This window comes from Streptomyces sp. GQ60 (assembly GCF_059758875.1).
The window spans coordinates 129,296-154,252 of the sequence record NZ_JCAXEG010000007.1 but is presented as its reverse complement, the minus strand read 5'-3'; the positions used below and the strand labels follow the sequence as shown (position 1 = coordinate 154,252).

General features: G+C 71.6%; 21 protein-coding genes. 9 read left to right on the top strand and 12 right to left on the bottom strand.

Annotation, left to right across the window (positions count from 1 at the left end):
- Positions 1-7 precede the first annotated feature (7 nt).
- Entirely contained in the window at positions 8-1,687 is a 1,680-nt protein-coding gene (locus AC6CKD_RS19490; protein WP_498328939.1) for a sensor histidine kinase, read from the top strand.
- Here the strand turns inward: AC6CKD_RS19490 and AC6CKD_RS19485 are convergent, their stop codons facing one another.
- Entirely contained in the window at positions 1,688-2,623 is a 936-nt protein-coding gene (locus tag AC6CKD_RS19485; protein WP_498328720.1) for an HAD hydrolase family protein, read from the bottom strand.
- Positions 2,624-2,760: 137 nt separating this feature from the next.
- Between AC6CKD_RS19485 and AC6CKD_RS19480 the strand changes: the two genes are divergently transcribed.
- Positions 2,761-3,036, top strand: a complete 276-nt coding sequence (locus AC6CKD_RS19480) for a hypothetical protein (RefSeq protein ID WP_498328719.1) — start codon at positions 2,761-2,763, stop codon at positions 3,034-3,036.
- Between the two features lie 105 nt (positions 3,037-3,141).
- On the top strand, positions 3,142-4,047 hold the full coding sequence (locus AC6CKD_RS19475; RefSeq protein ID WP_498328718.1) for an LLM class flavin-dependent oxidoreductase: 906 nt from the start codon (positions 3,142-3,144) through the stop codon (positions 4,045-4,047).
- A 79-nt stretch (positions 4,048-4,126) separates the two neighbouring features.
- On the opposite strand, the gene AC6CKD_RS19470 is transcribed toward AC6CKD_RS19475, so the two are convergent.
- The 3 genes from AC6CKD_RS19470 to AC6CKD_RS19460 all read right to left on the bottom strand — a co-directional run bounded on the left by AC6CKD_RS19470 (position 4,127) and on the right by AC6CKD_RS19460 (position 9,822).
- Positions 4,127-7,195 (bottom strand): tetratricopeptide repeat protein, encoded by a 3,069-nt coding sequence (locus AC6CKD_RS19470; protein ID WP_498328717.1) that lies wholly within the window; start codon positions 7,193-7,195, stop codon positions 4,127-4,129.
- Positions 7,192-9,087, bottom strand: coding sequence for an HSP90 family protein (locus AC6CKD_RS19465; RefSeq protein WP_498328716.1), 1,896 nt, complete (start codon positions 9,085-9,087; stop codon positions 7,192-7,194). Before AC6CKD_RS19465 ends, AC6CKD_RS19470 begins: the two co-directional genes overlap by 4 nt.
- Positions 9,088-9,282: 195 nt before the next feature.
- A complete protein-coding gene (locus AC6CKD_RS19460; protein WP_498328715.1) occupies positions 9,283-9,822 on the bottom strand; it encodes an RNA 2'-phosphotransferase in 540 nt (179 codons plus the stop codon).
- 134 nt (positions 9,823-9,956) lie between these two features.
- On the opposite strand from AC6CKD_RS19460, the gene AC6CKD_RS19455 reads away from it, so the two are divergent.
- A complete protein-coding gene (locus tag AC6CKD_RS19455; RefSeq protein WP_498328714.1) occupies positions 9,957-10,808 on the top strand; it encodes an aquaporin in 852 nt (283 codons plus the stop codon).
- A 104-nt stretch (positions 10,809-10,912) separates the two neighbouring features.
- Here the strand turns inward: AC6CKD_RS19455 and AC6CKD_RS19450 are convergent, their stop codons facing one another.
- From AC6CKD_RS19450 to AC6CKD_RS19435, 4 genes are read right to left on the bottom strand one after another with little or no spacing between them, the layout of a single operon-like run.
- Complete coding sequence (locus AC6CKD_RS19450) at positions 10,913-11,827, bottom strand: MerR family transcriptional regulator (RefSeq protein WP_498328713.1); 915 nt, start codon at positions 11,825-11,827, stop codon at positions 10,913-10,915.
- A 10-nt stretch (positions 11,828-11,837) separates the two neighbouring features.
- On the bottom strand, positions 11,838-12,761 hold the full coding sequence (locus AC6CKD_RS19445) for a metal-dependent hydrolase (protein WP_498328712.1): 924 nt from the start codon (positions 12,759-12,761) through the stop codon (positions 11,838-11,840).
- Positions 12,758-14,530, bottom strand: coding sequence for an SDR family oxidoreductase (locus tag AC6CKD_RS19440; RefSeq protein WP_498328938.1), 1,773 nt, complete (start codon positions 14,528-14,530; stop codon positions 12,758-12,760). Before AC6CKD_RS19440 ends, AC6CKD_RS19445 begins: the two co-directional genes overlap by 4 nt.
- Before the next feature lie 5 nt (positions 14,531-14,535).
- Positions 14,536-15,405, bottom strand: a complete 870-nt coding sequence (locus AC6CKD_RS19435) for a M24 family metallopeptidase (RefSeq protein WP_498328711.1) — start codon at positions 15,403-15,405, stop codon at positions 14,536-14,538.
- Between the two features lie 227 nt (positions 15,406-15,632).
- On the opposite strand from AC6CKD_RS19435, the gene AC6CKD_RS19430 reads away from it, so the two are divergent.
- From AC6CKD_RS19430 to AC6CKD_RS19410, 5 genes are all read left to right on the top strand, one after another.
- Positions 15,633-16,670, top strand: a complete 1,038-nt coding sequence (locus AC6CKD_RS19430) for an ABC transporter ATP-binding protein (RefSeq protein ID WP_498328710.1) — start codon at positions 15,633-15,635, stop codon at positions 16,668-16,670.
- The gene (locus AC6CKD_RS19425) at positions 16,660-17,547 is read left to right on the top strand and encodes an ABC transporter permease subunit (RefSeq protein WP_498328709.1); all 888 of its coding nucleotides are present in this window, start codon (positions 16,660-16,662) and stop codon (positions 17,545-17,547) included. The genes AC6CKD_RS19430 and AC6CKD_RS19425 overlap by 11 nt, the downstream gene beginning before the upstream one ends.
- The gene (locus AC6CKD_RS19420; RefSeq protein WP_498328708.1) at positions 17,544-18,455 is read left to right on the top strand and encodes an ABC transporter ATP-binding protein; all 912 of its coding nucleotides are present in this window, start codon (positions 17,544-17,546) and stop codon (positions 18,453-18,455) included. The genes AC6CKD_RS19425 and AC6CKD_RS19420 overlap by 4 nt, the downstream gene beginning before the upstream one ends.
- Before the next feature lie 13 nt (positions 18,456-18,468).
- Positions 18,469-19,188 carry an ABC transporter permease gene (locus AC6CKD_RS19415; protein ID WP_498328707.1) on the top strand — a complete coding sequence of 240 codons (720 nt, stop codon included), beginning with the start codon at positions 18,469-18,471 and terminating at the stop codon, positions 19,186-19,188.
- Positions 19,189-19,277: 89 nt separating this feature from the next.
- A complete protein-coding gene (locus AC6CKD_RS19410) occupies positions 19,278-19,964 on the top strand; it encodes a rhomboid-like protein (RefSeq protein WP_498328706.1) in 687 nt (228 codons plus the stop codon).
- A gap of 95 nt (positions 19,965-20,059) precedes the next feature.
- On the opposite strand, the gene AC6CKD_RS19405 is transcribed toward AC6CKD_RS19410, so the two are convergent.
- The 4 genes from AC6CKD_RS19405 to efeB all read right to left on the bottom strand — a co-directional run bounded on the left by AC6CKD_RS19405 (position 20,060) and on the right by efeB (position 24,893).
- Positions 20,060-20,872 carry an HAD family hydrolase gene (locus AC6CKD_RS19405; protein ID WP_498328705.1) on the bottom strand — a complete coding sequence of 271 codons (813 nt, stop codon included), beginning with the start codon at positions 20,870-20,872 and terminating at the stop codon, positions 20,060-20,062.
- The gene (gene serS, locus AC6CKD_RS19400; protein ID WP_498328704.1) at positions 20,869-22,146 is read right to left on the bottom strand and encodes a serine--tRNA ligase; all 1,278 of its coding nucleotides are present in this window, start codon (positions 22,144-22,146) and stop codon (positions 20,869-20,871) included. Before serS ends, AC6CKD_RS19405 begins: the two co-directional genes overlap by 4 nt.
- Positions 22,147-22,673: 527 nt before the next feature.
- The gene (pheA, locus tag AC6CKD_RS19395) at positions 22,674-23,609 is read right to left on the bottom strand and encodes a prephenate dehydratase (protein ID WP_498328703.1); all 936 of its coding nucleotides are present in this window, start codon (positions 23,607-23,609) and stop codon (positions 22,674-22,676) included.
- Between the two features lie 42 nt (positions 23,610-23,651).
- Positions 23,652-24,893 carry an iron uptake transporter deferrochelatase/peroxidase subunit gene (efeB, locus tag AC6CKD_RS19390; protein ID WP_498328937.1) on the bottom strand — a complete coding sequence of 414 codons (1,242 nt, stop codon included), beginning with the start codon at positions 24,891-24,893 and terminating at the stop codon, positions 23,652-23,654.
- Positions 24,894-24,957: the final 64 nt, after the last annotated feature.

The window sequence follows — 24,957 nt, the reverse complement described above, 5'->3', positions numbered from 1 at the left end:
CGACCCGATGGAGGCCGCGACGGCCGCCACCCGGAGTCTCCAGGGGCTGTCCACCGAGCTCACGGCCCGGGTGCCGCAGTTGCTGGAGGCCATGCGCTCGGTGGGTACCGGCCTCGAACTGCACTCCACGCTGGACCGGATCTGCGAGACGGCCGCCGAACTCGCGGACGCCCGCTACGCGGCCATCGGCGTGGTCGACACCGAGGGCCGGGGGCTCTCGGACTTCGTCACCTTCGGGATCAGCGACGCCCTGGCGAAGAAGATCGGGCACCGCCCGGACGGGAAGCGCGGCCTGCTCGGCGCGCTGATCTCGCACCCCGACACGGTGCAGCTCGCCGACCTGGCCAAGGACCCGCGCTCGGCGGGTTTCCCCGCCCACCACCCGCCCATGAAGACCTTCCTCGGCGTTCCGATCCGGGTCCAGGGGGAGATCTTCGGCAACCTCTACCTGGCGGAGAAGAACGGCGGCGGCGCGTTCAACGACTACGACGTCCACATGGTCCGGGTGCTGGCCACCGAGGCGGGCATCGCCATCGGCAACGCCCGGCTCTACGAGGCCGCCACCCAGCGCGAGCGATGGATCGACGGCTCCGTCGCCGTCACCACGGCCCTGCTGTCGGGCGGGGACGCGGACGACGCGCTCGCGGTCGTCGCCGAACAGGCCCGCAGGCTCGCCGATTCGGCCGCCGGGATCGTGATGCTGCCTGCCGAGGAGGGCGGGATGGAGATCGTCGCCGTCTCCGCGGAGAACCCGGCGACCTCCCTCGGCCTCGTCATCCCGGCCGAGAGCCCTGTGGTGGCCAGGCTGCTGGAGGGCGAGCCGGTCTTCGTGGACGATGCCGCCTCGGACCCGCGCATGATCAGCCGCCTGACCAGCCAGTACGGGGCCTGCATGATGCTGCCGCTGCAGAGCGGGGGCCGGGTGCTGGGGGCGCTCGTCACCCCGCGGGCGCGCGGAAAGCGGCCGTTCACCGAGGCGGAGCGGACCCTGGCCACGCAGTTCGCCTCGCAGGCGGCCCTGGCGCTGATGATGGCGGAGGCGCAGCGGGACCGGGAGCGCCTCGCGGTGTTCGAGGACCGCGACCGGATCGCCCGCGACCTGCACGACCTGGTCATCCAGCGGCTCTTCGCCACCGGGATGATGCTGGAGGGTGCCCAGCGCCGCTCCATCGTCCCCGAGGTCCGGGACGGCGTCGGCAAGGCCGTGGACGAACTCGACGTGACGATCCAGGAGATCCGCACCGCGATCTTCGCGCTGCAGCAGGGACCGGCGGAGGCCCCCTCGGGGCTGCGCACCCGGGTGCTGCGGGAGATCAACATGGCTGCCGTGCCGCTGGGCTTCAAGCCCGCGCACCGCTTCCTCGGACCGATCGACGCGGTCGTCGGGGAACTCGTCGGGAAGAACCTGATCGCCGCCCTGCGTGAGGCCCTGTCGAACGCGTTCCGGCACTCGGAGGCGTCCCGGATCGAGGTGGTGCTCGACTCCACGGTCAGCCTGGCCGACGGGCGGCCCGGGGTCCGGCTGGAGGTGGCCGACGACGGGGTGGGCATCCCGGAGGGCGGGCGGCGCAGCGGGCTGCGGAACCTGCGCCGGCGGGCCGAATCGCTCGGCGGATCCAGTTCGTACGGCCCCGGCCTCGGCGAGGAGGGCGGCGGGACCACCCTGGTGTGGGAGGCCCCGCTGTGACTAGGCGTCGGTGCGGGCGATCCGTGCGGCCAGGATGCGCTCGATGACCAGGGCGACGCCGTCCTCGTTGTTGGCGACCGTCCGGCCCGACGCGGCCGCGATCACATCCGGATGGGCATTGCCCATCGCGTACGAGGTGCCGGCCCAGCCGAGCATCTCCACGTCGTTCGGCATGTCGCCGAAGGCGACCACCTCGGCCGGAGAGATGCCGCGCTCCTCGCAGCACAGTGCCAGGGTGCTCGCCTTGGATACCCCCGGGCCGCTGATCTCCAGGAGGGAGGTCGGGCTGGAGCGGGTGATCGAGGCGTACGCGCCGGCGACGGAGCGGGCCAGGGCCAGGAACTCGTCCGGAGCCAGCTCGGCATGGTGCGCGAGCACCTTGAGCACGGGCGCCGAATCGTCGTCCGTGGCCTCGTGGAGCAGTTCCTCAGCGGTGGCGACATTGGCGCCGGGGTCCTGGAAGAACGGCGGGTACAGCGGCTCGTAGTTGATGCCGGTGGTCAGCTCGACGGCGAAGGAGGAACCGGGGGCGGCGGCCCGCAGGGCCTCCACCACCTTGAGCGCCGTGATCCGGGGCAGGGGCCTGACCTGGACGAACTCCCGGCCCGTGGGCCGCGCGTCGGCGGCGTTCCCGGCCGCGGCGTGCCGGTCGATGGCATGCAGGTCGACGACGGCGGCGCCGTTCGCGCAGATGGCCAGGCCGTGGCCCTGGACGTGGTCGCTGACCACACCCATCCAACGGGCCGGGCGTCCTGTCACGAAGAACACCGCGATGCCGGCCTCCTCGGCGGCGGCGAGTGCGGCGACGGTGCGCTCCGAGACGGATTTGTCGTCGCGCAGCAGGGTGCCGTCGAGGTCGGTGGCGATGAGCCGGGTCGCGGGGGTAGGCCCGTCCGGGCGCTGGGGAGCCGAGGTCACGGCTCCATCTTCGCCCATGCTGCCCGTCGCCGATGTTTCACGTGAAACATCGGCACATGGTTGTCAGTGGGTGGTGGAAGGATCTCCTCGCCGGTTCCGCTGCCTTTGGCGCTCCCGGCTCGGTGCCGGTTCCGACGACATCACACGGGGGCGACGTGCTCATCCCTTCAGCCCGCACGCCGGACTGCGAAGCCTGTGGCGGCCCGCCGGCCAAGTGGATCGCGAGCCTGGCCATGTTCCTGTGCACGCTGTGCGAACGGGCGGGCGCCCGCCATCCGGAGCGCGAACCGGTCCTCGTGGGCGAGGTACTGGCCGGTGCGGCCGACGCCGCCCGCACCGCGGCCCCGGCCCGCCCCTACTCCGCCGTCCTGCTCGCCCTGTGGCGGACCACGTCCCAGCGCCATGAGGCGGAGCACGTCCCAGCACCATGAGGCGCGGGGGCCACCGCTGTACGTGATGTGATGCGCGACACAAGCGTGCCGGGTGTTGCCGAGCGCCCCACGTGGGTGCCGTGCGGGCGGACGTAGGCTCGGGGCATGAGTCTGCGCCTGAGCACCGTGATCCTGCCCGTCGACCGCTGGCACGAGGGAGGCCGCGCCACGTGGCAGCGGGCCGAGGAGCTGGGGTTCCACACGGCCTACACCTACGACCACCTGTCCTGGCGGACCTTCCGGAACGGCCCGTGGTTCGGCGCCCTGCCGACGCTCACGGCCGCCGCGACGGCTACCGAGCGGCTGCGCCTGGGCACGCTCGTCACCTCGCCGAACTTCCGCCACCCGGTGACGCTCGCCAAGGAACTGATCTCCCTCGACGACATCTCGGGCGGACGGATCACGCTCGGCATCGGGGCCGGCGGCAACGGCTTCGACGCCACCGTGCTCGGCCAGGAGCAGCCGTGGACCCCCAAGGAGCGCGCCGACCGGTTCGGTGAGTTCCTGCCGCTCCTCGACCGGCTGCTCACCGAGGACTCCGTCTCGGAGCGGGGCACGTTCTACTCGGCGGAGGAGGCCTTCAACATCCCCGGGTGCGTCCAGCGGCCCCGGCTGCCCTTCGCCGTCGCCGCGACCGGCCCGCGCGGACTGAAGCTCGCCGCGCGGTACGGACAGGCGTGGGTGACGACCGGCGACCCGAAGATCTTCGACGAGGGCACCCCGGAGCAGTCGGTGCAGGCACTGCGCGGCCAGGTCGAGAAGCTCGGCAAGGCGTGTGCGGAGACCGGCCGGGAGGTGGCCGAGCTGGACAAGGTCCTGCTCACGGGCTTCACCCCGGACCGGGGGCGGCCGCTGGAGTCCGTGGCGGCCTTCGTCGACTTCGCCGGCCGCCACCAGGAGCTCGGCTTCACCGAGCTCGTGATCCACTGGCCGATCCCTGACTCCGACTTCGCCGCCGACCAGGGCGTCTTCGAGCGGATCGCCACCGAGGCGCTCGCCCAGCTGGGCTGAGATGAGCTGAGCCGAATCGCGCTGCCGCTGTCACCGCTGCCGTCGCCCCGGGCGTTCGGAGCGACGGCAGCGCGCCGGCTCAGGACGAGGTGCGCAGCAGGTGTTCCGCGGTGCGTTCGGCGCTCTCCAGCAGCCACTCGGGGGCCACGCCCTCGGGCAGCGCGCGAACCTCGGCCGCCAGCGCCGAGACCCGGGCGGCGCCGGCTTCGGGCCGGCCCAGCTCGTGCTCGGTCCAGGCGGCGTTGTTCACGCACTGGAACCGGGCCTGCAGGTGGTCCGGGCCGAGCTCCGCGTGGAGGGCGGCGGCCCGCTCCCACAGCAGGATCTCCTCCAGCCGCAGCGCCTCCAGCTCCGCCGCGCCCAGCGGATCGGCGGACCCTGAACCCCGGCTCTCCTCCCGGCCGTCCTCTCCTTGACGGCCTTCCTCCCCCGACTTCTCGCCCGACTCCTCGTCCGGCTCCTCCTGGTCCGCCTCCTCGTCCGCCTCCTCGTCGGCGCGGACCCGGCGGTCGAGGACCTGGGCGAGCTGGTTCCAGGTCTCGGCCAGTTCGGCCCGGACCTCAGGGTCCCCGGGGGCGTCCGCCAGCGCGGCGGTCAGCACCTCGGCCGCCTCGTTCATCCGGGCCCGAGCCCCCGCCACGGCCGCGTCGGTGACCTCCTCGCGCAGCCCCAGCCAGGCCAGCGACCGCAGGATCCGTACCTCGGCGACCGGTGTGTCCTTCGACCGCCGGCGCAGTGCGAGGGCCCGCTCGTACGTCGCGACGGCCTCCGGCACCAGCCGCGCCTCGGAGAGCTGATCGGCGGCTGCCTGGGCGAAGCCCGCCTGCGGACGCGGATCTTCCCAGTCCTCGGACAGCTCCGCCGCCAGCAGGTACTGCTCGGCCGCGCCCCGGGGGTCGCGCAGTTCGCGCAGCAGGTCGCCCAGGAACTCCCGTACGGAGACGGCCTGGCCCTCGCCGTGCTCCAGCAGGTCCGGCAGCGTCGACTGCAGTACCTCGGCCGCCTCGGCGGTGTGGCCCTCACGGGCCTGGCACCGGGCGAGCAGCAGCCGCGCCTGGGCCCCGCCGTCGGCGGAGAGCCCGGCCTGGTCGAACCAGTGCGCCGCCTCCAGAGCGTGCCGCGCGGCCTCCGCGTAGGCCTCGCCGCGCCCCAGCAGGATGTCGGCGAGGGTGAGCCGTACGACGCCCTGCGCCTCGGCGCCGGTCACCTCGGAGGCGTGCGCCAGCCCGGCTCGGGCCGACTCCTCGGCCTCGGCCGGGCGGTCCAGCGACATCAGCACGCCGGCCCGCAGCACGAGCGGGTCCACGGCGAGCCACGGCCGGCCCGCCGCCACCGAGCGGTCGGCGGATCCGGCGAGCAGCGTCAGGGCGCGTTCCGGATCGCCCTGCGAGAGGGCGAGCCGGCCCAGCATCTCCTCGGCCTCCGCCACCACGTCGGGCAGGGACGTGGCGTAGGCCTCGGCGAAGGCGGCGAGTTCGGCGGCCAGCTCGTCGTGGCCGTGGCCGCCCTCCGGATCGTGCCCGTGTGCGGGGTCCTCGGTGGCCTCGACCGAGCGCAGGTACGACTCCACCCGGATCCCGGTCAGTTCCGCGAAGGCGATCCGCCAGGTCCGCAGCGGCTCGTCCGCGTCCAGCGCCTCGGCGGCGCGCAGGGCCGCGGCCAGCAGCTCGCGCAGCTCCCCCGCCTCGGTGCCCGACTGCGCGGCCACGGTCGCCAGCCGCAGCTCGGCCAGGGCCGCGCGCTCCGCGAGCCCCAGCTCCCGGTAGCGCTCGCGTACGCCGGCCAGCAGCTCCGGGGCGTCGACGGCGCCGGCCCGAGCGGCCGCCAGGGCCCGGTGGTCCGCCACATCGGCGGCGGCCAGCGGATCGGACCCGTCCGCCGCCTCGGGGCGCAGGGCCACCTCCTCCCAGAGCGCGTCCGCGCCGGGGTGCCCGAGGTCGCGGGCCGCCCGGGCCCGTTCCACGAGTTCCGCGAAGCCCTCGGCCGGAGCCGCCGCGGGCGCCGGGGCGGGGCCCGGCTGCGGGAGCGCCGCGAGCGCGGAGCTCCGTACGCCCAGCGGCAGCACCGCGGTCAGCGGGGCCCTGCCGATCCGCGCGAGGAACCGCTCCGAGACCCGGGAGGAGCCGTTGCGCGCGTCGAAGCGGCGGGCGATGTCGAGCGAGCCCGCGCGCAGCACCTCGTACAGCTCGGACACGGTGCGCGGGCTGCCCTCGTAGGGGACGGCGGGGCTCTGGCCGTGGCCCAGCTCCGTGAGCCGGCGCAGCAGGACGAGGATTCCGCCGTGGAAGGCCAACCGGTCGGCGAGGTTGGCGAGCGGGGCCACGTGCGCCGCGTGCTCGGCCAGGATCTCCAGGCCCCGGGACTCGTTCCCGGTGAGCGCGCAGAACTCGATGTGCCGCCCCACCGAGGGCAGCAGGCTCTCCTTGGACCGGGCCAGCCGGTATCCGCGCAGATGGGCCGAGCGGGCCTCGTCGAACCGGCCGAGCCGCACCAGCGGCAGCAGAGAGGTGGCCAGGATCCGGTGGGGCTCCTCGGCGCAGGTCTGCTCGCCGGACAGCACCGGCTGCCAGCGGCCCAGGGCCTCGGTGTCGTCACCGCGCAGCATGGCGTAGTGGCCCTGGCTGTTGAGTTCGCAGGCGTGGCAGTCGCTCATGTCGTCGCGGTCGGCGGCCTGCCACTTCGCGTACGCGCGTCCGGCCCGCTCGTCGTCGCCGGTCGCGTCGGCGAGCCACAGCTCGGCCTCGCGCACGGGACGTTCGCTGTAGCCGGCGATCCGGTAGCGGCGCTCCATCTCGTCCAGCCAGCCGACGGCCGATTCCAGCGGGATCTCCGGGGAGTTGCCGATGGCGCTGGAGATCCACTTGAACTGCCAGAACAGCGTGTGGGCGTCCCACTCGTCGAAGGCGCCGGGGTCCTTGTCGTACTCCTGGAGCAGCCGGGCGAAGGGGACGAGCATCTTCGGCGACTCTGAGCTGTACAGATAGGCGTTGATCAGGTTGTCCAGTGCCGCACGGAACAGCGGGCGGTCCCCGGTCGCTTCGGCGGCGGCGGACAGGGCCTCGGCGTGCGCGTTGCGTGCGGTCCCGCCCGGAGCCTGGCGGTTCTCGGCCAGTCCGCGCTCGATCTCCTCGCGGGTCAGCGTGCTCACTTCTGCTCCTCCTGGGTGTCGGTGCTGCCGGTACCGGCAGTGCTGTCCGTGCTGTTGACGGAGTGCGTCGCCCATTCCAGGAGCCCGAGGAAGGCCCGGTTGAGCAGGGTGGTGTCGGCCGCGCGCAGGGGCCGCTGCGACCTCAGCAGGGCCTGGCCGTACAGCGACTCGACGGCGGTGGCGGTCAGGGCCTGGTCGGGGAGGGCGGCGATCCGGCGGATGAGCGGGTTGTTGTGGTTGAGCACGAGGCGGGCGCGCGGGGCGGAGCCGCGCAGCGAACCGAGGATGCCGCTCCACAGCGAGTCGGCGGTCTCCAGGGCGGCGGTGCGGTCGCGCTCCTGGCGGGCCTGGCGGTCGTCGAGGTAGAGCGCGGGGACGGCGGCGGGCTGGAAGGCGCGCAGGACGACGTCGCAGCTCTGGGGTTCCAGCCGGGTCCGGGCGGTGGCCAGGAAGGGGGCCAGGGCCAGTTCGGCGGAGGTCGGGACCGGATCGAGCCGCTCGGTGACGGCTCCCGCGTCGAGCTCGGTGACCTTGAGCTCCGGCCGTACGGCGGGCAGCAGGGCCAGCAGGTCGGCGTCGTAGGTATAGCCGGCGTTGATGACTCCGAGGCCGTGGGCGGCCGCGATCGGGGCGATCTGGCGGAACTCCTCCACGGTCCGGGTGAAGTGGATCTCCGTGTGCGCGGCGGCGAACTCCTCCAGGTTCATCGAGCCGTCGCTGGTCTCGAACGGCAGCCAGGGCAGCATGAGGCCGAGCAGCTCGGCGTCGTGCCGGGCCAGCGACTTCACCCCGAGGTGGTGGACGCTCAGGAAGGCGGCCAGCCGCTCGGGTTCGCTCGTGGCGAGTTCGGCGAGCCAGGCGCGGACGCGGGCGCCGAGGGCCTCGCGCACGGCGGCCAGCGTCTCGTCGTCGTACAGGTTCTCGCGGGAGGCGGTGGGCCGCAGCGTGTCGGTGTCCAGGACGGCGCGGACGAAGAACGCCCAGTCGGGCAGCAGGTTGTCGGCCTTGTCGGTCAGCAGCATGCCCTTGAGGTGGACGCGGTGTCCGGACCGGTGGGCGGGGCTGGTGGGCTCGGGAAGGACGTACGCGACTCCGCGCACTCCGGCGACGGGCAGGTCGAGGTCGATGCTGTCGAGCGGGGTGAAGCCGAAGAGCTGGGCGCAGTGCCCGGCGAGCGCGACGCGGCGGGCCGCGGGGGTGGGGAAGGGGCGGTCCCAGACGGCGGGCCGGTCGGTGACCGGGCGGGGTCCGGCGGCGGAGCCGTCGTCGAAGGTGATGTCGTAGGGCAGCAGGGAGCCGTAGTCGCGGGCCAGCTGCTCGACCTTGGCCGGGGCGGTCCACTCCTCGGCGCCGGGGCGGGCCTCCAGCACGACGGTGGTGCCGGGCTCCGGGCGGGCGTCGGAGGGCAGTTCGCGGACGGTGTACGAGCCGTCGTCCGTGGCCAGCCATTCGACGGGCGCGGCCAGCGGATCGCGGGCGGAGCGGGTGACCACGCGGATCTGGCGGGCGACGACGAAGCAGGCGAGCAGACCGATGCCGAACTGACCGAGGAACTCCTGGCGGGTGGTCTCCAGGCCGTGCGGGCCCCCGCGCTTGGAGCTGCGTCCGATGGTGGCGAGGAGGGAGTGGGCCTCGTCGGCGGTCAGGCCGATGCCGCTGTCCTCGATGGTCACGCGGTTGCCGGTCGCCGACAGGCGGATGGCGATCTCGGCTTCGGGGTCCAGGGCGTGGCGGGCGGTGACCGCGTCGACGGCGTTCTGGAGGAGCTCGCGGACGTACACGCGGGGGCTGGAGTAGAGGTGGTGGGAGAGCAGGTCGACCAGGCCGCGCAGATCGACCTGGAAGGTGTTCGGATGTGCTTCGCGGGCTTCTCGGGTTTCTTCGGACGTCATGGGGCGTCACCTCGCGTGCTGGTACGGGTTGTTCGGCGACCGCGAGGTTCCCCCCTCACAGATCCCGGAGTGAGGAACAGCGTAGGGGGATGATCTGACAATCCCTCGGTGAATTCCGGGGCCCGTAGGGCTTCTCCGGATCTCCTCCCCAGCTTCTCCCGGGCATCTCCGGTGCTTCTCCCGGGCATCTCCGGGTTAGGGGAACCGCAGGAATTGCGGCGGCACCGAGTCCGCCAGCCACACCCCATTGGCGCTGATCCGAAAGACGTGCCCCGCGGCGCGCATCGCCCCCGCGTCCACGGCGAGCACGACCGGCCGGCCGCGCCGTGCGCCGACGCGGGTCGCGGTCTCCCGGTCCGGGGACAGGTGGACGTGGTGGCGGGCCATCGGGCGCAGGCCCTCCGCGCGGATCGCGTCCAGGGCTGCCGCGACGGTGCCGTGGTAGAGGTACGCGGGCGGTTCGGCCTCCGGCAGGCCCAGGTCCACGGGGACGGTGTGACCCTGGCTGGCGCGGATCCGGCTGCCGTCGACGGCGAACCGCTGCTTGTCGTTGGCGGCGACCACGCGGTCGAGCTCGGCCCGGCTGATGGGGAAGCCGTGGGCGGCCGTGGCGCGCAGAAGATCGTCGATCTCCACCCAGCCTTGCGGGTCGAGCACCAGTCCGATGCGTTCCGGCTGATGGCGGAGGTGTTTCGAGACGTATTTGGACACCTTGACGGTGCGCTTGTCATTCATTCGCCCAGCGTGACGGCTCCGCCGGGTCCGGCGCAGGGATTTTTCGCCTTCTCCGGAAGCTGGACCCCCTCTATCGCTCTTCCAAGATACGGAATACATTTTCCGCTGAACAGCCACTCAAGGGGAAGAAAAGTATGACAAACAGTGCGTCTCTGTCGCGGCGTGCGACCGCCGAGTTCATCGGCACCGCCGCCCTCCTCGTGGTCGTCATCGGATCCGGAATCCAGGCAGCCGCCCTCACGTCCGATACGGGCGTGGCCCTGGTCGCCAACTCGCTCGCCACGGCCATCGGGCTGGGGCTGATCATCACCCTCTTCGGGCCGCTCTCGGGCGCCCACCTCAACCCCGTGGTCACCCTCACGGCCTGGTGGGGGCGGCGCACCGGTGGCGAAGGCCTCGACGGCAGGGAGGCCCTGGTCTACGCGGCGGCCCAGACCGCCGGGGCCATAGGCGGCGCCGTCCTCGCGGAAACGATGTTCGGCCGCGTCCCCGGAGCCTTCGCCACCCAGGTCCGCGACGGCGGACACCTGCTCGTCGGAGAGGTCGTGGCCACCGCCGGACTGGTCCTGGTGATCCAGGGCCTCGGCCGCGTCGGCCGGCCGACGCTGATCCCGGCCGCCGTCGCCGCCTACATCGCCGCCGCGATCTGGTTCACCTCCTCCGGGTCCTTCGCGAACCCGGCCGGCACCATCGGGCGCAGCTTCAGCGACTCCTTCACCGGCATCGCCCCGCAGTCGCTGCCGGGGTTCGTCGCCGCCCAGTTCCTCGGCGGGATCCTCGGCCTCGTTCTCGCGGCCCTGGTCTACGGGAGCACCCGCAGGGGAGCCCCGGGCAGCGCCGGCACCACCGGCAGTGCGGACGCGAAGGACTCCACCCCCTCCTCCACCGACCCCACCCCCTCCTCCACCGACACCGCCTTCGTCTCCACCGTCCGCCCGGTGGCCGAAACCACCACTCCCGGAGCGGCATACCAAGCCGTCAGCTGACCCTCAGGGATGGTTCCCCACAGGCCGGTCGGACTTGTCCACAGCCCTTTGCGCCGGTTTCGCCGACAAAAGCGCGATCCGGCCTGTGGACTACTGAGCGAGCACTACCGGCCGCCTCGGCTGGCCAGATCGTTCATCGTCCGGGCCTGCAACTCCCGCTCCGTGGCGGCCCGGACGAACTCCGCCACATGGTCGGGCCCCACCAGCTCCTGCACCGCCCGCACGGTCTCCGCGGGCAGCGCCACCGGGGCCGGCCCGGACGGCTGGGGGGTCCCGACGGCTCCGAGGTGCTTCTGCAGGTGCCGGGTCGCGAAGAGGCGCATCGCCCGCGCCAGTTCCGCGTCCACCGTCTGCTGGGCCAATGGCCGCAGTCTCCGTACCATCGTCGCCGCCTCGGCAGCGTCGGAGTCCGTCGGGGGTACGGCCCCCAGGTACCGGGCGAAGACGTGCTCGGTGGTGAACTCCAGGAAGCGCGAGGCGATGAGCTCCACCTGACCGCGCAGCTCCCGCAGATGACCGGTGATCGCGGGCAGCGGGACCCCGGCGGCGTACAGCTCGGCGGCGACGGACAGCTCCTGCGGGGACGGTACGAGGAACTGGTCCGGGCGCCCCGGGATCCGCTCCAGCACACCCAGTTCGCACGCCTCGCCGACCGCTTCGTCGTCGGGCTTGCCGCCGAACCGCTCGTTCAGCTCGTCCCGGCTTATCCGGGCCGCCTCCTCGTCCGTCCACGGCCCGTGCACCTCGGCCACCAGCCCGAGGACTCCGCCGAGCCCGCGGCCCGCGTCCCAGGCCTCCAACAGTTCCTTGATGGAAGCCAGGGTGTAACCGCGGTCCAGCAGGTCGGCGATCTGGCGCAGCCGCGCCAGGTGCGTGTCCCGGTAGACGTTGGAACGGCCCCGCCGCTCCGGCTTCGGCAGCAGACCGCGGTCCTGGTACGCCCGGATCGTGCGGACGGTCGCACCGCTGTGGTGCGCCAGATCCTCGATCCGGTACTCGGCTACTGCCTGCTCGGACAATCCCGGCTCCCTACGACATGGCGGCTCGGCCGACCGCGCCCGCAGCGGACCGGGCGGCAGGTGAAGCCGCGAGGTACTCGACCGCCCTGCGCAGCGAGCCCTCCTGCGAGGGATGGTACGACCGCCGCAGGTAGCGGGGTATGGCCATGCCGAGCTCTCTCCAAGTGGGCAGCAGCCCCTTGGCCACGGCCCGGTTGTGCTCGCGCAGCGAATAGCGGGTCCGGCGGTGCGGTTCGGGGTCGTTGCGCAGGAGGTACGAAGCCCCCGAGATCCACAGCCACGCCAGGACCGGCGCGACCACGGCCATGCCCTCGACGCGGCGGACGTAGCGGGGCAGGCCGGCGCCCCCGCAGTGCTGGTACATGTCGAAGGCCACGGATCGGTGCTCCACCTCCTCCGCTCCGTGCCAGCGCAGCAGGTCGAGCATGACCTCGTCCGCGCCGGCCGCGTCCAGGCCCTCGGCGCCGAGCACCCAGTCCCCGAGAACCGCCGTGAACTGCTCGATCGCGGCGACCAGCGAGAGCCGGAAGCGCAGCCACTCCTGCGCCGTGATCGGGGCACCGAACGGCGGGGTCTCCCCCAGCAGCTTCTCGAAGAGGAAGTCCACGTACTTCGTGTACGCCTCGGTGGGCAGCCGCTGTTCGGAGAGGTGCTCCAGGACGTAGGAGTGCTGCACGCTGTGCGTGGCCTCCTGGCCCATGAACCCCTTCACGTCACTGCGCAGCTGCGGGTCCGTGACCAGGGGCAGGCCCTCTTTGAAGACCTTCACGAACCACCGCTCACCGGCCGGCAGCAGCAGGTGCAGCACGTTGATGACGTGGGTGGCGGTGGGCTCGCCCGGTATCCAGTGCAGCGGGGTGCCCTTCCAGTCGAAGGCCACCCGGCGCGGCGCGATCGCGTACGGGGCGGCCCTGCCCGCGACCGCCCCGCTCACAGCTTGGGCTCCAGCTTCGCGAACCGCCGCAGGGTCCCCGGCGCGAACCGGGACATCCACAGGGCGCCCTTGGACTCGGGGGTCACCGGGACCACGGCCTGGTTCTTCACGACCGCGAGCAGGATCGCGTCCGCGACCTTCTCCGGGGGGAAGTTGCGCAGCCCGTAGAGCCGGGAGGACTTCTGCTGGCGCCGCTTCTCCTCGGCCTCGTCCACTCCGGCGAAGCGGGAGGTTGCGGTGATGTTCGTGTTGACGATGCCGGGGCAGATCGCCGACACCCCGATCGACTTCGATGCCAACTCGGCCCGCAGGCATTCGCTGAGCATCAGCACGGCCGCCTTGGAGGTGCTGTACGCGGGCAGCGACTTGGACGGGAGGTAGGCGGCGGCGGAGGCGGTGTTGACGATGTGCCCGCCCTGGCCGCGCTCGGCCATCTGCTTGCCGAAGAGCCGGCAGCCGTGGATGACCCCCCACAGATTGACGTCGAGGACCTTCTTCCAGTCCTCGGCGCTCGTGTCCAGGAAGGGGCCCGACAAGCCGATCCCGGCGTTGTTGACCAGGACGTCCACGATCCCGTACTCGGAGGCGACCTTCGCGGCGAGCTTCTCCATGGCCTGCTCGTCGCTGACGTCGACGCACTCGCCCCAGGCCTGCGGCGAGCCGATCAGGCGCGCCATGTCGGCGGTGCGGGCAGCGCCGTCGGCGTCCCGGTCCACGCACACCACACGGGCGCCGGCCTCGGCGAAGGCGAAGGCGGTGGCCCGGCCGATGCCGCTGGCGGCCCCGGTGACCAGCACCAGCTGGCCGCCGAAGCGGTCCGCGTACCGGCCCGGAGCCTTCTGCTCCGGAGCGCGCGTGGCGGGCTCCTCCCGGGAGGTCACGAACTCGGTGACCCACGCGGCCACCTGGTCGGGCCGGGTCCGCGGCACCCAGTGCTTGGCCGGCAGGGTGCGGCGCACCAGGTCCGGGGCCCACAGCTCCAGCTCGTCGTAGAGCCGCTCGGAGAGGAAGGCGTCCCCGGTGGGGGTGATCAGCTGCACCGGTACGTGGGCGTACGCGTCGGCACGCGGCCGGCGCAGCCGGGCCCGGACGTTGTCCCGGTAGAGCCAGGCGCCGTGCGCGGCGTCGGAAGGCAGCGAGGCCGTCGGGTAGTCCCCGGCCGGGAGCCGCTCCACCCGCTGCAGGATCTTCGGCCACTGCTTGCCGAGCGGCCCGCGCCAGGCGAGCTCCGGCAGCACGGGAGTGTGCAGCATGTACACGTACCAGGACTTGGCACCCTGGTTCAGCAGCTGGGCCGCCCGGCGCGGGGTGGGCCGGGCCATCCGCTTCTTGATCCAGTGTCCGAAGTGGTCGAGGGAAGGCCCCGACATCGAGGTGAAGGAGGCGATCCGGCCCTCGGTACGGGCGACCGTCGCGAACTCCCAGCCCTGTACGGAGCCCCAGTCGTGGCCGACCAGGTGCACCGGGCGGTCCGGGCTGACCGCGTCCACGACCGCGAGGAAGTCGTCGGTCAGCTTCTCCAGGGTGAACCCGCCGCGCAGCGGCTGCGGGGCGGTGGAGCGCCCGTGGCCCCGCACGTCGTAGAGCACGACGTGGAAGTGGGAGGCCAGCCGCTCGGCGACCTGCGACCAGACCTCCTTGCTGTCCGGGTACCCGTGCACCAGGACCACGGTCGGCCGGTCCGCTTCACCGAGTTCGACGACGCACAGCTCGACCCCGCCGGTGCTCACCCAGCGCTCCCGAGCGCCCGCCCGGCCCGCATCCGTCATTGCGCTCATGCCGCCTTCTCCTCAGCCCAGCGCCGCACGTGCGGCAGGTCGTCGTCCAGCCAGTACGCGCTCTCCTCGGGGTCCCGGGAGTCGGTGACGACCAGGATCTCCTCGAACTTCGCGCCCGTGCCCCGGAAGCCCAGGTGCGGCTCCACCGCCCACAGGCCGGGCTGCGGCGGATGGTCGGAGAAGCGGTACGGGCTCCACAGCGGGGACCAGCCCTCGCGGTGGCCGCGCAGGGCGTCGGAGGCCAGCCCCTTCAGGGCCTGGGTGCCGAACCCGAACGCGGTCGGTGCCCAGCTCCGCTCCTTGACCCGGTCTATCTTGTGCGCGATGACCCCGAAGGGGTAGGCCCGGTGCCTGTTCGTGTACCCCTGGCGGATCATCAGCCGCTCCACCTCCTCGTAGATGTCGCGCAGGGAGCGTCGCTCGCGCACCTGGTCGAGGATCAGCGCGCGGTGCGCCTGCAGATCGGACATCAGCCGGTCCTGCACCGGGTTGAGGCCGAGGCTGCCCGAATACCCGATGTCCGCGGTGTGGCCCTTGTAGACCGGGGCCATGTCGAGGATGAACGGCATCCCCGGCTCCAGGGCCCGGTTCGTCGGGAAGAACTGCAGGGGGATCTTGAAGCCGGTGAAGGCGGTCCGGTCCCCGAACCACGCGAACGGCATGTGGAACCAGTCCCGCACCCCGCGCTCGCGCAGCCAGTCGCGCTGCATCCGCGCGGCCTCGCGCTCCGTCACCCCGGGGCGCAGCTGCGCCGCGACGGCCTCCGCGCATTCGTAGGAGAGGCGCTGCACCTCCTTGAACCCGCTCAGCTCGGCGGAGAGTTCCGTGGTGCGTCGCTTCGTGCGTTGCCTGGTGTCCCCAGTCATACCAGCCGTCCGTCCATGTAGCCGTACGCGCCCGTAACTTGACACTGATGAATGTGACAATGACCGGAGATCACGTCAAGGCCCGTGCACGGACCTGTGGACAAACTTGTCCGGTACGCATCAGCCCTACGTCAGCCTTATGTCGGGGTCCGTAGTCCTGAAGGCGGAGAAAGGATCGAGCTCCAAGTCTGACGATCCGGGCTCCGTACGCCACTAACGTCGTTCACGTGACTGTCATCGCGACCGAAAGCCTGAGCAAGCGGTACCCCCGAGTGACCGCCCTCGACCGGCTCTCCTTGGACATCGGACCCGGAGTTACCGGGCTCGTGGGCGCCAACGGAGCCGGCAAGTCCACGCTGATCAAGATTCTGCTGGGACTCTCCCCCGCCACCGAGGGCACCGCCGCCGTGCTCGGACTCGACGTAGCCACCCATGGCAGCGCGATCCGCGAGCGCGTCGGCTACATGCCCGAACACGACTGCCTGCCCCCCGACGTCTCGGCCACCGAGTTCGTCGTGCACATGGCGCGCATGTCCGGGCTCCCGCCGACCGCCGCCCGTGAACGCACCGCGGACACCCTGCGGCACGTGGGGCTGTACGAGGAGCGCTACCGCCCCATCGGCGGGTACTCCACCGGCATGAAGCAGCGCGTCAAGCTCGCCCAGGCGCTGGTCCACGACCCGCAACTGGTGCTCCTCGATGAGCCCACCAACGGCCTCGACCCGGTCGGCCGGGACGAGATGCTGGGCCTGATCCGCCGCGTCTACACCGACTTCGGCATCTCGGTCCTGGTCACCTCCCACCTGCTCGGCGAGCTGGAGCGGACCTGCGACCACGTCGTGGTCGTCGACGGCGGCAAGCTGCTGCGCTCCAGCTCCACCAGCGACTTCACCCAGACCACCACGACCCTCGCGGTCGAGGTCACCGATTCCGACGCCCACCCGGACGGCACCGCCGCCCTGCGCAAGGCGCTCACCGAGGCGGGAGTGACGCTGCACGAGGGCGAGGAGGAGGGCCTGCCCGGAGCCGGCCACATCCTCCTCGTCGAGGCCACCGGCGAAGCCACGTACGACACCGTCCGCGACACGGTGGCCGATCTCGGAATCGGCCTGGTCCGCATGGAACAGCGCCGCCACCACATCGCGGAGGTCTTCCGCGACAGCGACGCGGCGGCCGCCCGGGCCGAGCAGTTCGCAGCCCAGTCCGCCCAGGCCACCGCCTGGGCCGCCACCCAGCAGAAGGGAGCCGGTTCCGATGGCGCCTGACACCTCGACCCAGATCCACAACATCGGCTACCGGTCCTACGACGGCCCCCGGCTCGGCCGCTCCTACGCCCGCAAGTCGCTGTTCGCACAGTCCCTGCGCGGCGCCTACGGACTCGGCCGCTCGGCCAAGTCCAAGGTGCTCCCGATGCTGCTCTTCGCGGTGATGTGCGTCCCCGCGCTGATCCTCGTCGCGGTCGCCATCACCGTGCCCGGCTCCACCGCGCTGCCGATCAAGTACACGACGTACGCCATGACCACCCAGGTCATCGTCTACCTCTACCTGGCCTCCCAGGCCCCGCAGTCCGTCTCGCGGGACCTGCGCTTCAAGACGGTGCCGCTCTACTTCTCGCGGCCGATCGAGCGCGTCGACTACGTCGTCGCCAAGTTCGCGGCGATGGCGTCGGCCCTGTTCATCCTCACCGCCACCCCGCTGCTGATCATGTGGATCGGCGCGCTGCTGGCGAAGTTCGACTTCGGCGACCAGACCAAGGGATTCGGGCAGGCACTGGTGTCGGTACTGCTGCTGTCGCTGCTCTTCTCCGGCCTCGGCCTGGTCATGGCCGCGCTCACCCCGCGCCGCGGCTTCGGCGTCGCCGCCATCATCGCCGTGCTCCTGATCCCCTACGGCGCCGTGTCCGTCGTCCAGGCCATCGCCCACGAGACGGGCTCGACCGGGGTCATCGAGTGGCTCGGCCTGTTCTCCCCGATGAGCCTCATCGACGGCCTGCAGACCGCCTTCCTCGGCGCCGACTCCGGCTTCCCCGGCAGCACCGGCCCCTCGGGCGCCGTCGGATTCGTCTACCTGCTCGTCATCCTCGGCCTCATCGCCGGCTCCTACGCCGCGCTGATGGCCCGCTACCGGAAGGCCGGGCTGTGAGCATCATCGACATCGACCACACCTCCCGCTGGTTCGGGAACGTCGTCGCCGTCAACGACGTGACCATGCGCATCGGTCCCGGAGTCACCGGCCTGCTCGGCCCCAACGGCGCCGGCAAGTCCACCCTCATCAACATGATGGGCGGCTTCCTCGCCCCCTCCACGGGCACCGTCACCCTCGACGGCACCCCGATCTGGCAGAACGAGCAGGTCTACAAGCAGATCGGCGTCGTGCCGGAGCGCGAGGCCATGTACGACTTCCTCACCGGCAAGGAGTTCGTCGTCGCCAACGCCGAACTGCACGGTCTCGACGAGGCGGCCGCCCAGCGGTCCCTGGCCACGGTCGAGATGGAGTACGCCCAGGACCGCAAGATCTCCACGTACTCCAAGGGCATGCGCCAGCGCGTGAAGATGGCCTCCGCCCTGGTCCACGACCCGTCCGTGCTCCTGCTCGACGAGCCGTTCAACGGCATGGACCCGCGCCAGCGCATGCAGCTCATGGAGCTCCTGCGGCGCATGGGCGACGACGGCCGCACCGTTCTCTTCTCCTCGCACATCCTTGAGGAGGTCGAACAGCTCGCCTCCCACATCGAGGTGGTCGTCGCCGGCCGGCACGCGGCCTCCGGTGACTTCCGGAAGATCCGCCGCCTGATGACGGACCGCCCGCACCGCTACCTCGTCCGCTCCTCCGACGACCGGGCCCTCGCCGCGGCCCTGATCGCCGACCCGTCCACCGCCGGGATCGAGGTGGACCTCAAGGAGGGCGTTTTGCGCATCCAGGCCGTCGACTTCGGGCGCTTCACCCAGCTGCTGCCGCGGGTCGCCCGCGAGCACGGCATCCGGCTGCTGACGGTCTCGCCTTCCGACGAGTCCCTCGAGTCGGTCTTCTCCTACCTCGTCGCGGCCTGAAGGAGCTGGCACCATGTACAACCCCACCGTTGCCCGGCTCACCTACCGGGCCCTGCTCGGCCGCCGTCGCGCACTGATCCTCTGTGCACTGCCCGTCCTGCTGATCGCCATCTCCATCGCCGTCCGCGCCTTCACGGGCCTCGACGACAAGGTCGCCGCAGACCTCCTCGGCGGATTCGCCCTGGCCACGATGGTCCCGCTGATCGGTGTCATCGCCGGCACCGGAGCCATCGGCCCGGAGATCGACGACGGCTCGATCGTCTACCTGCTCTCGAAGCCTGTGAAGCGCCCGACGATCATCCTGACGAAGCTGACCGTCGCGATCGCCGTCACCATGGTCTTCTCCGCGATCCCCACCCTGATCGCCGGCTTCATCCTCAACGGCAACGGCCAGCAGATCGCCGTGGCCTACACCGTCGCCGCCCTCGTGGCCTCGATCGCCTACAGCGCGCTGTTCCTGCTGCTGGGCACCGTCAGCCGGCACGCGGTCGTCTTCGGCCTGGTCTACGCCCTGATCTGGGAGTCGCTCTTCGGCAGCCTCGTCGACGGAGCCAAGACCCTCAGCGTCCAGCAGTGGTCGCTGGCCCTCGCCCAGAAGGTCGCGGGCGAGGGGTACGTGGACGCCACCGTCGGGCTGCCCACCGCGGTGATCCTGCTCGTCGCGGTCACCGTCGGCGCCACCTTCTACGCCGGACAGAAGCTCCGCCGCCTGACCCTGGCGGGCGAGGAGTAGGACGTCCACACCGGATGTTTCACGTGAAACAGTGCCCCGCCCGGCCCACCGGCAGGGCGGGGCACAGCTTTGCGCGGGATCATCGGTGCATGATCGAGTACACCGAGCCGGAGCCCTCCAGGCCTGTGCGGTCCTGGATACGCTCCGCGCCCGGCACCCACATCTGGCTGCTGATCATCGTGGTCACCAGCATCGTGGTCGTGATCGTGCCCGACCATCTCGAACACGTCCTGCTCCACCGCAACAGCAGCAATATCCACGAGCTCGCCCGGCACCCCATACGTGCGCTGATCAGCAGCGCGTTCTGGATCGCGGATCCGGCCTCGCTCCCGCTCTACGTCGTCCTCTTCGAGATCTTCCAGGCCAATGTCGAGCGCTGGCTCGGCACCCTGCGCTGGCTCGTCATCATCGCGACCGGACACATCACGGCCACGCTGATCAGCCAGAAGCTGGTCCTGATGGCCATCCAGGACAACCGCGCCCCGCGCAGCATGGTCCACGTCGTCGACATCGGCGTCAGCTACGGACTCGCGACCGCCGTAGGGGTGCTGACGTACCGCCTGCCCGGCCCCTGGCGCTGGCTCTACCTCGCGGGTTCCGTGGCCTTCTTCGGACTCCCGCTCGTCACCGACGGCACGTTCACCGACTTCGGCCACGCCATTGCACTAGCCGTCGGCCTCCTCGCCTGGCCGCTGACCCGCACCCGAAACCGAGCCGGACGCACGGCTGACGCACGGAAATTCACTGGTACGAGGCGTGCGGCGGGGGCAGAGTGAGCGGTGCGGGGAGAAACAAGAAGGTCCGGAACAGCCACTTCGAGCGCGCCTCGCGGCGCGGGCCGTTCCGGACCTTCCGTTCGTCCTCCGCCCGGTTACGCGGCGCCCAGCAGACGCTCCAGGACCACGGCGATGCCGTCCTCCTCGTTGGAGGTGGTGACCTCGTCCGCAACCGCCTTGAGCTCCGCGTGCGCGTTGGCCATCGCCACTCCGTGCGCGGCCCAGCCGAACATCGGGATGTCGTTGGGCATGTCGCCGAAGGCGATCGTGTCGGCCGCCTTCACCCCCAGCCGGCGCGCGGCCAGCGAGAGGCCCGTGGCCTTGCTCAGGCCCAGCGGCAGGATCTCCACGACACCCGGACCGGCCATGACGATGCCGACCAGGCTGCCCACGGTCGCCCGGGCCACCTGGACGAGGGCGTCCTCGTCCAGCTCGGGGTGCTGGATGTACAGCTTGTTCAGCGGGGCCGACCACACCTCGGAGGTGTCCTCCAGGTAGAGCGCCGGAAGGCCTTCCTGGACCTGGTAGCCGGGGCCGAACAGCACCTCGCCCTCGACTCCGTCCCGGCTGGCGGCGAGCGCCAGCGGACCCACCTCGGCCTCGATCTTCTCCAGAGCCAGCGCGGCCAGCTTCCGATCGAGCGTCACCGAGGTCAGCAGCCGGTGCGCGCCCGCGTCGTAGACCTGCGCGCCCTGTCCGCAGACCGCGATGCCCTTGTAGCCGAGGTCGTCGAGGACGTGGCGGGTCCACGGCACGGCGCGGCCGGTGACGATGATGTGTGCTGCGCCCGCCGCGGTGGCCGCGAGGAGCGCCTCACGGGTGCGTTCCGAGACGGTGTCGTCGCCGCGCAGCAGCGTCCCGTCGAGATCGGTCGCGACGAGCTTGTACGGGAACGGGGCCGGGCTCACTTGGTGATCGGCTCCAGGATTTCCCGGCCACCCAGGTAGGGCCGGAGCACCGGGGGAACCCGGACCGTGCCGTCGGCCTGCTGGTGGTTCTCCAGGATCGCGACGATCGTGCGCGGGACGGCGCAGAGCGTTCCGTTCAGGGTGGACAGCGGCGCGGTCTTCTTGCCGTCGCGGTACCGGATCGACAGGCGGCGGGCCTGGAAGCCGTCACAGTTCGAGGCGGAGGTCAGCTCGCGGTACTTGCCCTGGGTGGGGATCCACGCCTCGCAGTCGAACTTGCGCGAGGCGGAGGAGCCCAGGTCGCCGGTGGCGACGTCGATCACCTGGAAGGGCAGCTCCAGGCTGGTCAGCCACTGCTTCTCCCAGTCCAGGAGCCGCTGGTGCTCCGCCTCGGCCTCCTCCGGCGCGACGTACGAGAACATCTCGACCTTGTCGAACTGGTGGACGCGGAAGATCCCGCGGGTGTCCTTGCCGTACGTGCCGGCCTCGCGGCGGAAGCACGGGGAGAAGCCGGCGTAACGCAGCGGCAGCTTGTCCGCGTCGATGATCTCGTCCATGTGGTACGCGGCGAGCGGGACCTCGGAGGTGCCGACCAGGTAAAGGTCGTCGTTCTCCAGGTGGTACACGTTCTCCGCGGCCTGGCCGAGGAAGCCGGTGCCCTCCATGGCGCGCGGGCGGACCAGCGCCGGGGTGAGCATCGGGGTGAAGCCGGCCTCGGTCGCCTGGGCGATGGCCGCGTTGACGAGCGCGAGTTCCAGCAGGGCGCCGATACCCGTGAGGTAGTAGAAGCGCGAGCCGGAAACCTTGGCGCCGCGCTCGACGTCGATGGCGCCCAGGGACTCGCCGAGTTCCAGGTGGTCCTTTGGCTCGAAGCCCTCGGCTCCGAAGTCCCGGATGGTGCCGTGGGTCTCGAGGACGACGAAGTCCTCCTCGCCGCCGACGGGCACGTCCGTGTGGACGATGTTGCCGAGCCGCAGGAGCAGCTGCTTGGCGGCTTCGTCCGCCTCGTTCTGCTCGGCCTCGGCTGCCTTGACGTCCTGCTTGAGGAGGTCGGCCTTCTTCAGCAGCTCGGCCCGCTCCTCCGGAGAGGCCTTGGGGATGAGCTTGCCGAGCGACCTTTGCTCGTTGCGGAGTTCATCGAATCGCATGCCGGAGGACCTGCGGCGCTCGTCGGCGGAGAGCAGTGCGTCGACGAGGGCGACGTCCTCTCCACGGGCGCGCTGCGAGGCGCGGACACGGTCAGGGTCTTCACGGAGCAGCCGGAGGTCAATCACTCCTCCAGGCTACCGGGCCGGGCTTCCGGGGATCGCACCGATATCACGCTGCGTGTCGCTTTGTCTCAATTGCCGCGAATGGAAAACTTTCGGCAGGGGGCTGGAACCGACCCTTCCGTGACGGGCGATAAAACCGGCCCCATTCCCTGAAAAGGGACACAACGGCGATGGCCGGGCACCCCCTGAGCAGGACGGGAAGGCCTTCCTTGTCCACAGGAATTCCCCAGGCGACCGGCTTATCCACAGGCTGTGCGCCGGATCTGTGGACACAGGAATAGATCAATCCCGCGTGTGGAGCGAGCGGGCTCAATCGGGGTTCAAACCGCCCTCACACACTCATTCGGGTGGGAATGACTCGCCCCAAAGAGTTGATCGGCGGTACGGCGGTGACGCCGTTCACCTCCCGCTCGTCAGCGCGAAACCTGTGCCACCCGACCGATTTGTCGACCTTGTCGTGCCGCTCTGTCGACTTGTCCCCAGGTCCGCAGTCACGCCTGTGGATAACTCTGTGGACAGTGGACGGAGAGTTAGGGACGCCCGTCGAGGCAGCGCGTCAGCCAGTCGGAGGCCGCCGTGAAGTCGCCGTCGGAGGTCCCCGCCCGGGGGCCCAGGACGTCACCCTGAGCGACACCGGCCCGCGGGTAGGAGCCGAGGAAGCGGATCTGGGGGCAGGTGCGCTTGAGACCCATGAGGGCCTCGCCGACCCGGCGGTCGGAGATGTGCCCCTCGGCATCGACGGCGAAGCAGTAGTTGCCGATCCCCGCGCCCGTCGGCCGGGACTGGATCAGCATCAGGTTCACCCCGCGGACGGCGAACTCCTGGAGCAGCTCCAGCAGCGCACCGGGGCGGTCGTCGCCCATCCACAGCACGACGGAGGTCTTGTCGGCACCGGTCGGTGCGGCCGGCCGGGCCGGACGCCCGACGAGGACGAAGCGGGTCTCCGCGTTCTGCGCGTCGTGGATTTCGGTGACCAGCGGGACCAGCCCGTAGGTGGCGGCCGCGAACTCGCCCGCGAAGGCGGCGTCGAAGCGGCCCTCCTGGACCAGCCGGGCACCGTCGGCATTGGACGCCGCCGACTCCCACAGGGCGTCGGGCAGGTTCGACCGCAGCCAGTTGCGCACCTGGGGCTGGGCGACCGGGTGCCCGGTGACGGTCTTGACGTCCGACAGCTTGGTCCCGGGCCGCACCAGCAGCGCGAACGCGATGGGGAGGAGCACCTCGCGGTAGATCATCAGCGGTACGCCGGAAGCCAGCTCGTCCAGGGTCGAGGTGACCCCGCCCTCCACCGAGTTCTCGATCGGGACCAGGGCCGCCGCGGCCTCGCCGTTGCGCACGGCGTCCAGGGCGGCCGGGACGGAAACCATCGGGACCAGCTCCCGGGTCGCGGCTTCGGGGAGGGTGCGAAGGGCGGCTTCGGTGAACGTGCCTTCGGGACCGAGATAGGTGAAGCGGGTGGCCGACATGCGATCAGCCTAATGCCGGGGCCCGGACGCCACCTGGCCTGTTCACCCTTCGAGCAGCCGCTGACCCACGTACTCCCCGGCGCGCGCGCCGGGCGGCACCGCGTACAGGCCGCTCGACTCGTGCCGGATGAATTCGGACAGGGCGTCGCCACGGTCGAGCTTGCGCTGGACCGGGACGAAACCGCGGGACGGGTCGGCCTGCCAGCAGATGAAGAGCAGCCCCGCGTCCGGTGTTCCGTCGGCGGCGATCCCGTCGTGGAAGGAGAAGGGACGCCGGAGCATGGCCGCCCCGCCGTTCTGCGCGGGTGCGGAGATCCGGGCGTGCGCGTTGGAGGGGATGACCGGCTTCCCGTCGGCGCCGGTCTTGTCGAGGGCCATGGCGGTGGTCTCGCCGCCGCCGGTCAGCGGTGCGCCGGTGGCCTTGGTACGCCCGATGACCTGCTCCTGCTGGGCGAGCGGCTGCCGGTCCCACTGGTCGAGGAGCATGCGGATGCGGCGTACGACGGCGTACGAGCCCCCGACCATCCAGGCGTGCTCGGGCGGCACCGTGCCCTGGACGAAGATCCGCTGGTCGAAGTCGGCTTCGGTGGGCTTCGGATTGTTGGTTCCGTCGACCTGGCCCATGAGGTTGCGGGCGGTCATCGGGGAGGCGGTGGCACCGGGTGAGCGGTTGAAGCCGTTCATCTGCCAACGCGGCCGGGCGGCTTCTCCGGCGTCCTTCTGCAGCGCGCGCAGCGCGTGGAACGCGACCAGCGCGTCGTCGGAACCGATCTGGACCCACAGGTCACCGTTGCTGCGCTGGGGGTCGAGCCGGTCGGCGGAGAAGTCCGGCAGCGGGTCGAGGGCGGCGGGGCGGCGGGCGGTGAGGCCGGTGCGCTCGAAGAAGGAGTGGCCGAAGCCGAAGGTCACGGTGAGGGAGGAGGGACCGGAGCCGAGGGCGATGCCGGTGTCGGCGACCGCCGCGGGTTCGCCCGCCGTCAGCCGCAGCGCGGTGTCCGACCAGCGCCGCATCAGGGCGGCTGCCTCCGTACGCCCGGCACCGGGCACCAGGTCGAAGGCGAGGACGTGCCCCTTGGCCTGGAGGGGCGTGGTGATGCCGGCCTGGTGATCCCCGTGGAAGGCGACCCGGGTGGCGCCGAGGCTGCCGGGCGCCCCGCCGGAGCCCGCCGTCCCGGACCCGGACACCTCGGACTGGACGAGGGCCCCCCCGGCGGCGCCGAGCGCGAGCCCGGCCGCGCCCGCGGCGCCGACCGTGCCCAGCAGGCGGCGCCGGGAGATCTCGATACCGGGGAGTTCCGGGGTGCTCTCGGTGCTCTCGGTGCTCTCGGTGGGTTCGTTGTTCTGGGGC

Coding starts and splice junctions, on each gene's coding strand:
- AC6CKD_RS19465 (WP_498328716.1), bottom strand. CDS start 9,087: ATGACGTCCGAAGAAACCCGAGAAGCCCGCGAAGCACATCCGAACACC.
- AC6CKD_RS19440 (WP_498328938.1), bottom strand. CDS start 14,530: ATGACGGATGCGGGCCGGGCGGGCGCTCGGGAGCGCTGGGTGAGCACC.
- AC6CKD_RS19485 (WP_498328720.1), bottom strand. CDS start 2,623: ATGGGCGAAGATGGAGCCGTGACCTCGGCTCCCCAGCGCCCGGACGGG.
- AC6CKD_RS19410 (WP_498328706.1), top strand. CDS start 19,278: ATGATCGAGTACACCGAGCCGGAGCCCTCCAGGCCTGTGCGGTCCTGG.
- AC6CKD_RS19455 (WP_498328714.1), top strand. CDS start 9,957: ATGACAAACAGTGCGTCTCTGTCGCGGCGTGCGACCGCCGAGTTCATC.
- AC6CKD_RS19475 (WP_498328718.1), top strand. CDS start 3,142: ATGAGTCTGCGCCTGAGCACCGTGATCCTGCCCGTCGACCGCTGGCAC.
- AC6CKD_RS19490 (WP_498328939.1), top strand. CDS start 8: ATGGAGGCCGCGACGGCCGCCACCCGGAGTCTCCAGGGGCTGTCCACC.
- AC6CKD_RS19460 (WP_498328715.1), bottom strand. CDS start 9,822: ATGAATGACAAGCGCACCGTCAAGGTGTCCAAATACGTCTCGAAACAC.
- AC6CKD_RS19415 (WP_498328707.1), top strand. CDS start 18,469: ATGTACAACCCCACCGTTGCCCGGCTCACCTACCGGGCCCTGCTCGGC.
- AC6CKD_RS19435 (WP_498328711.1), bottom strand. CDS start 15,405: ATGACTGGGGACACCAGGCAACGCACGAAGCGACGCACCACGGAACTC.
- pheA (WP_498328703.1), bottom strand. CDS start 23,609: ATGTCGGCCACCCGCTTCACCTATCTCGGTCCCGAAGGCACGTTCACC.
- AC6CKD_RS19425 (WP_498328709.1), top strand. CDS start 16,660: ATGGCGCCTGACACCTCGACCCAGATCCACAACATCGGCTACCGGTCC.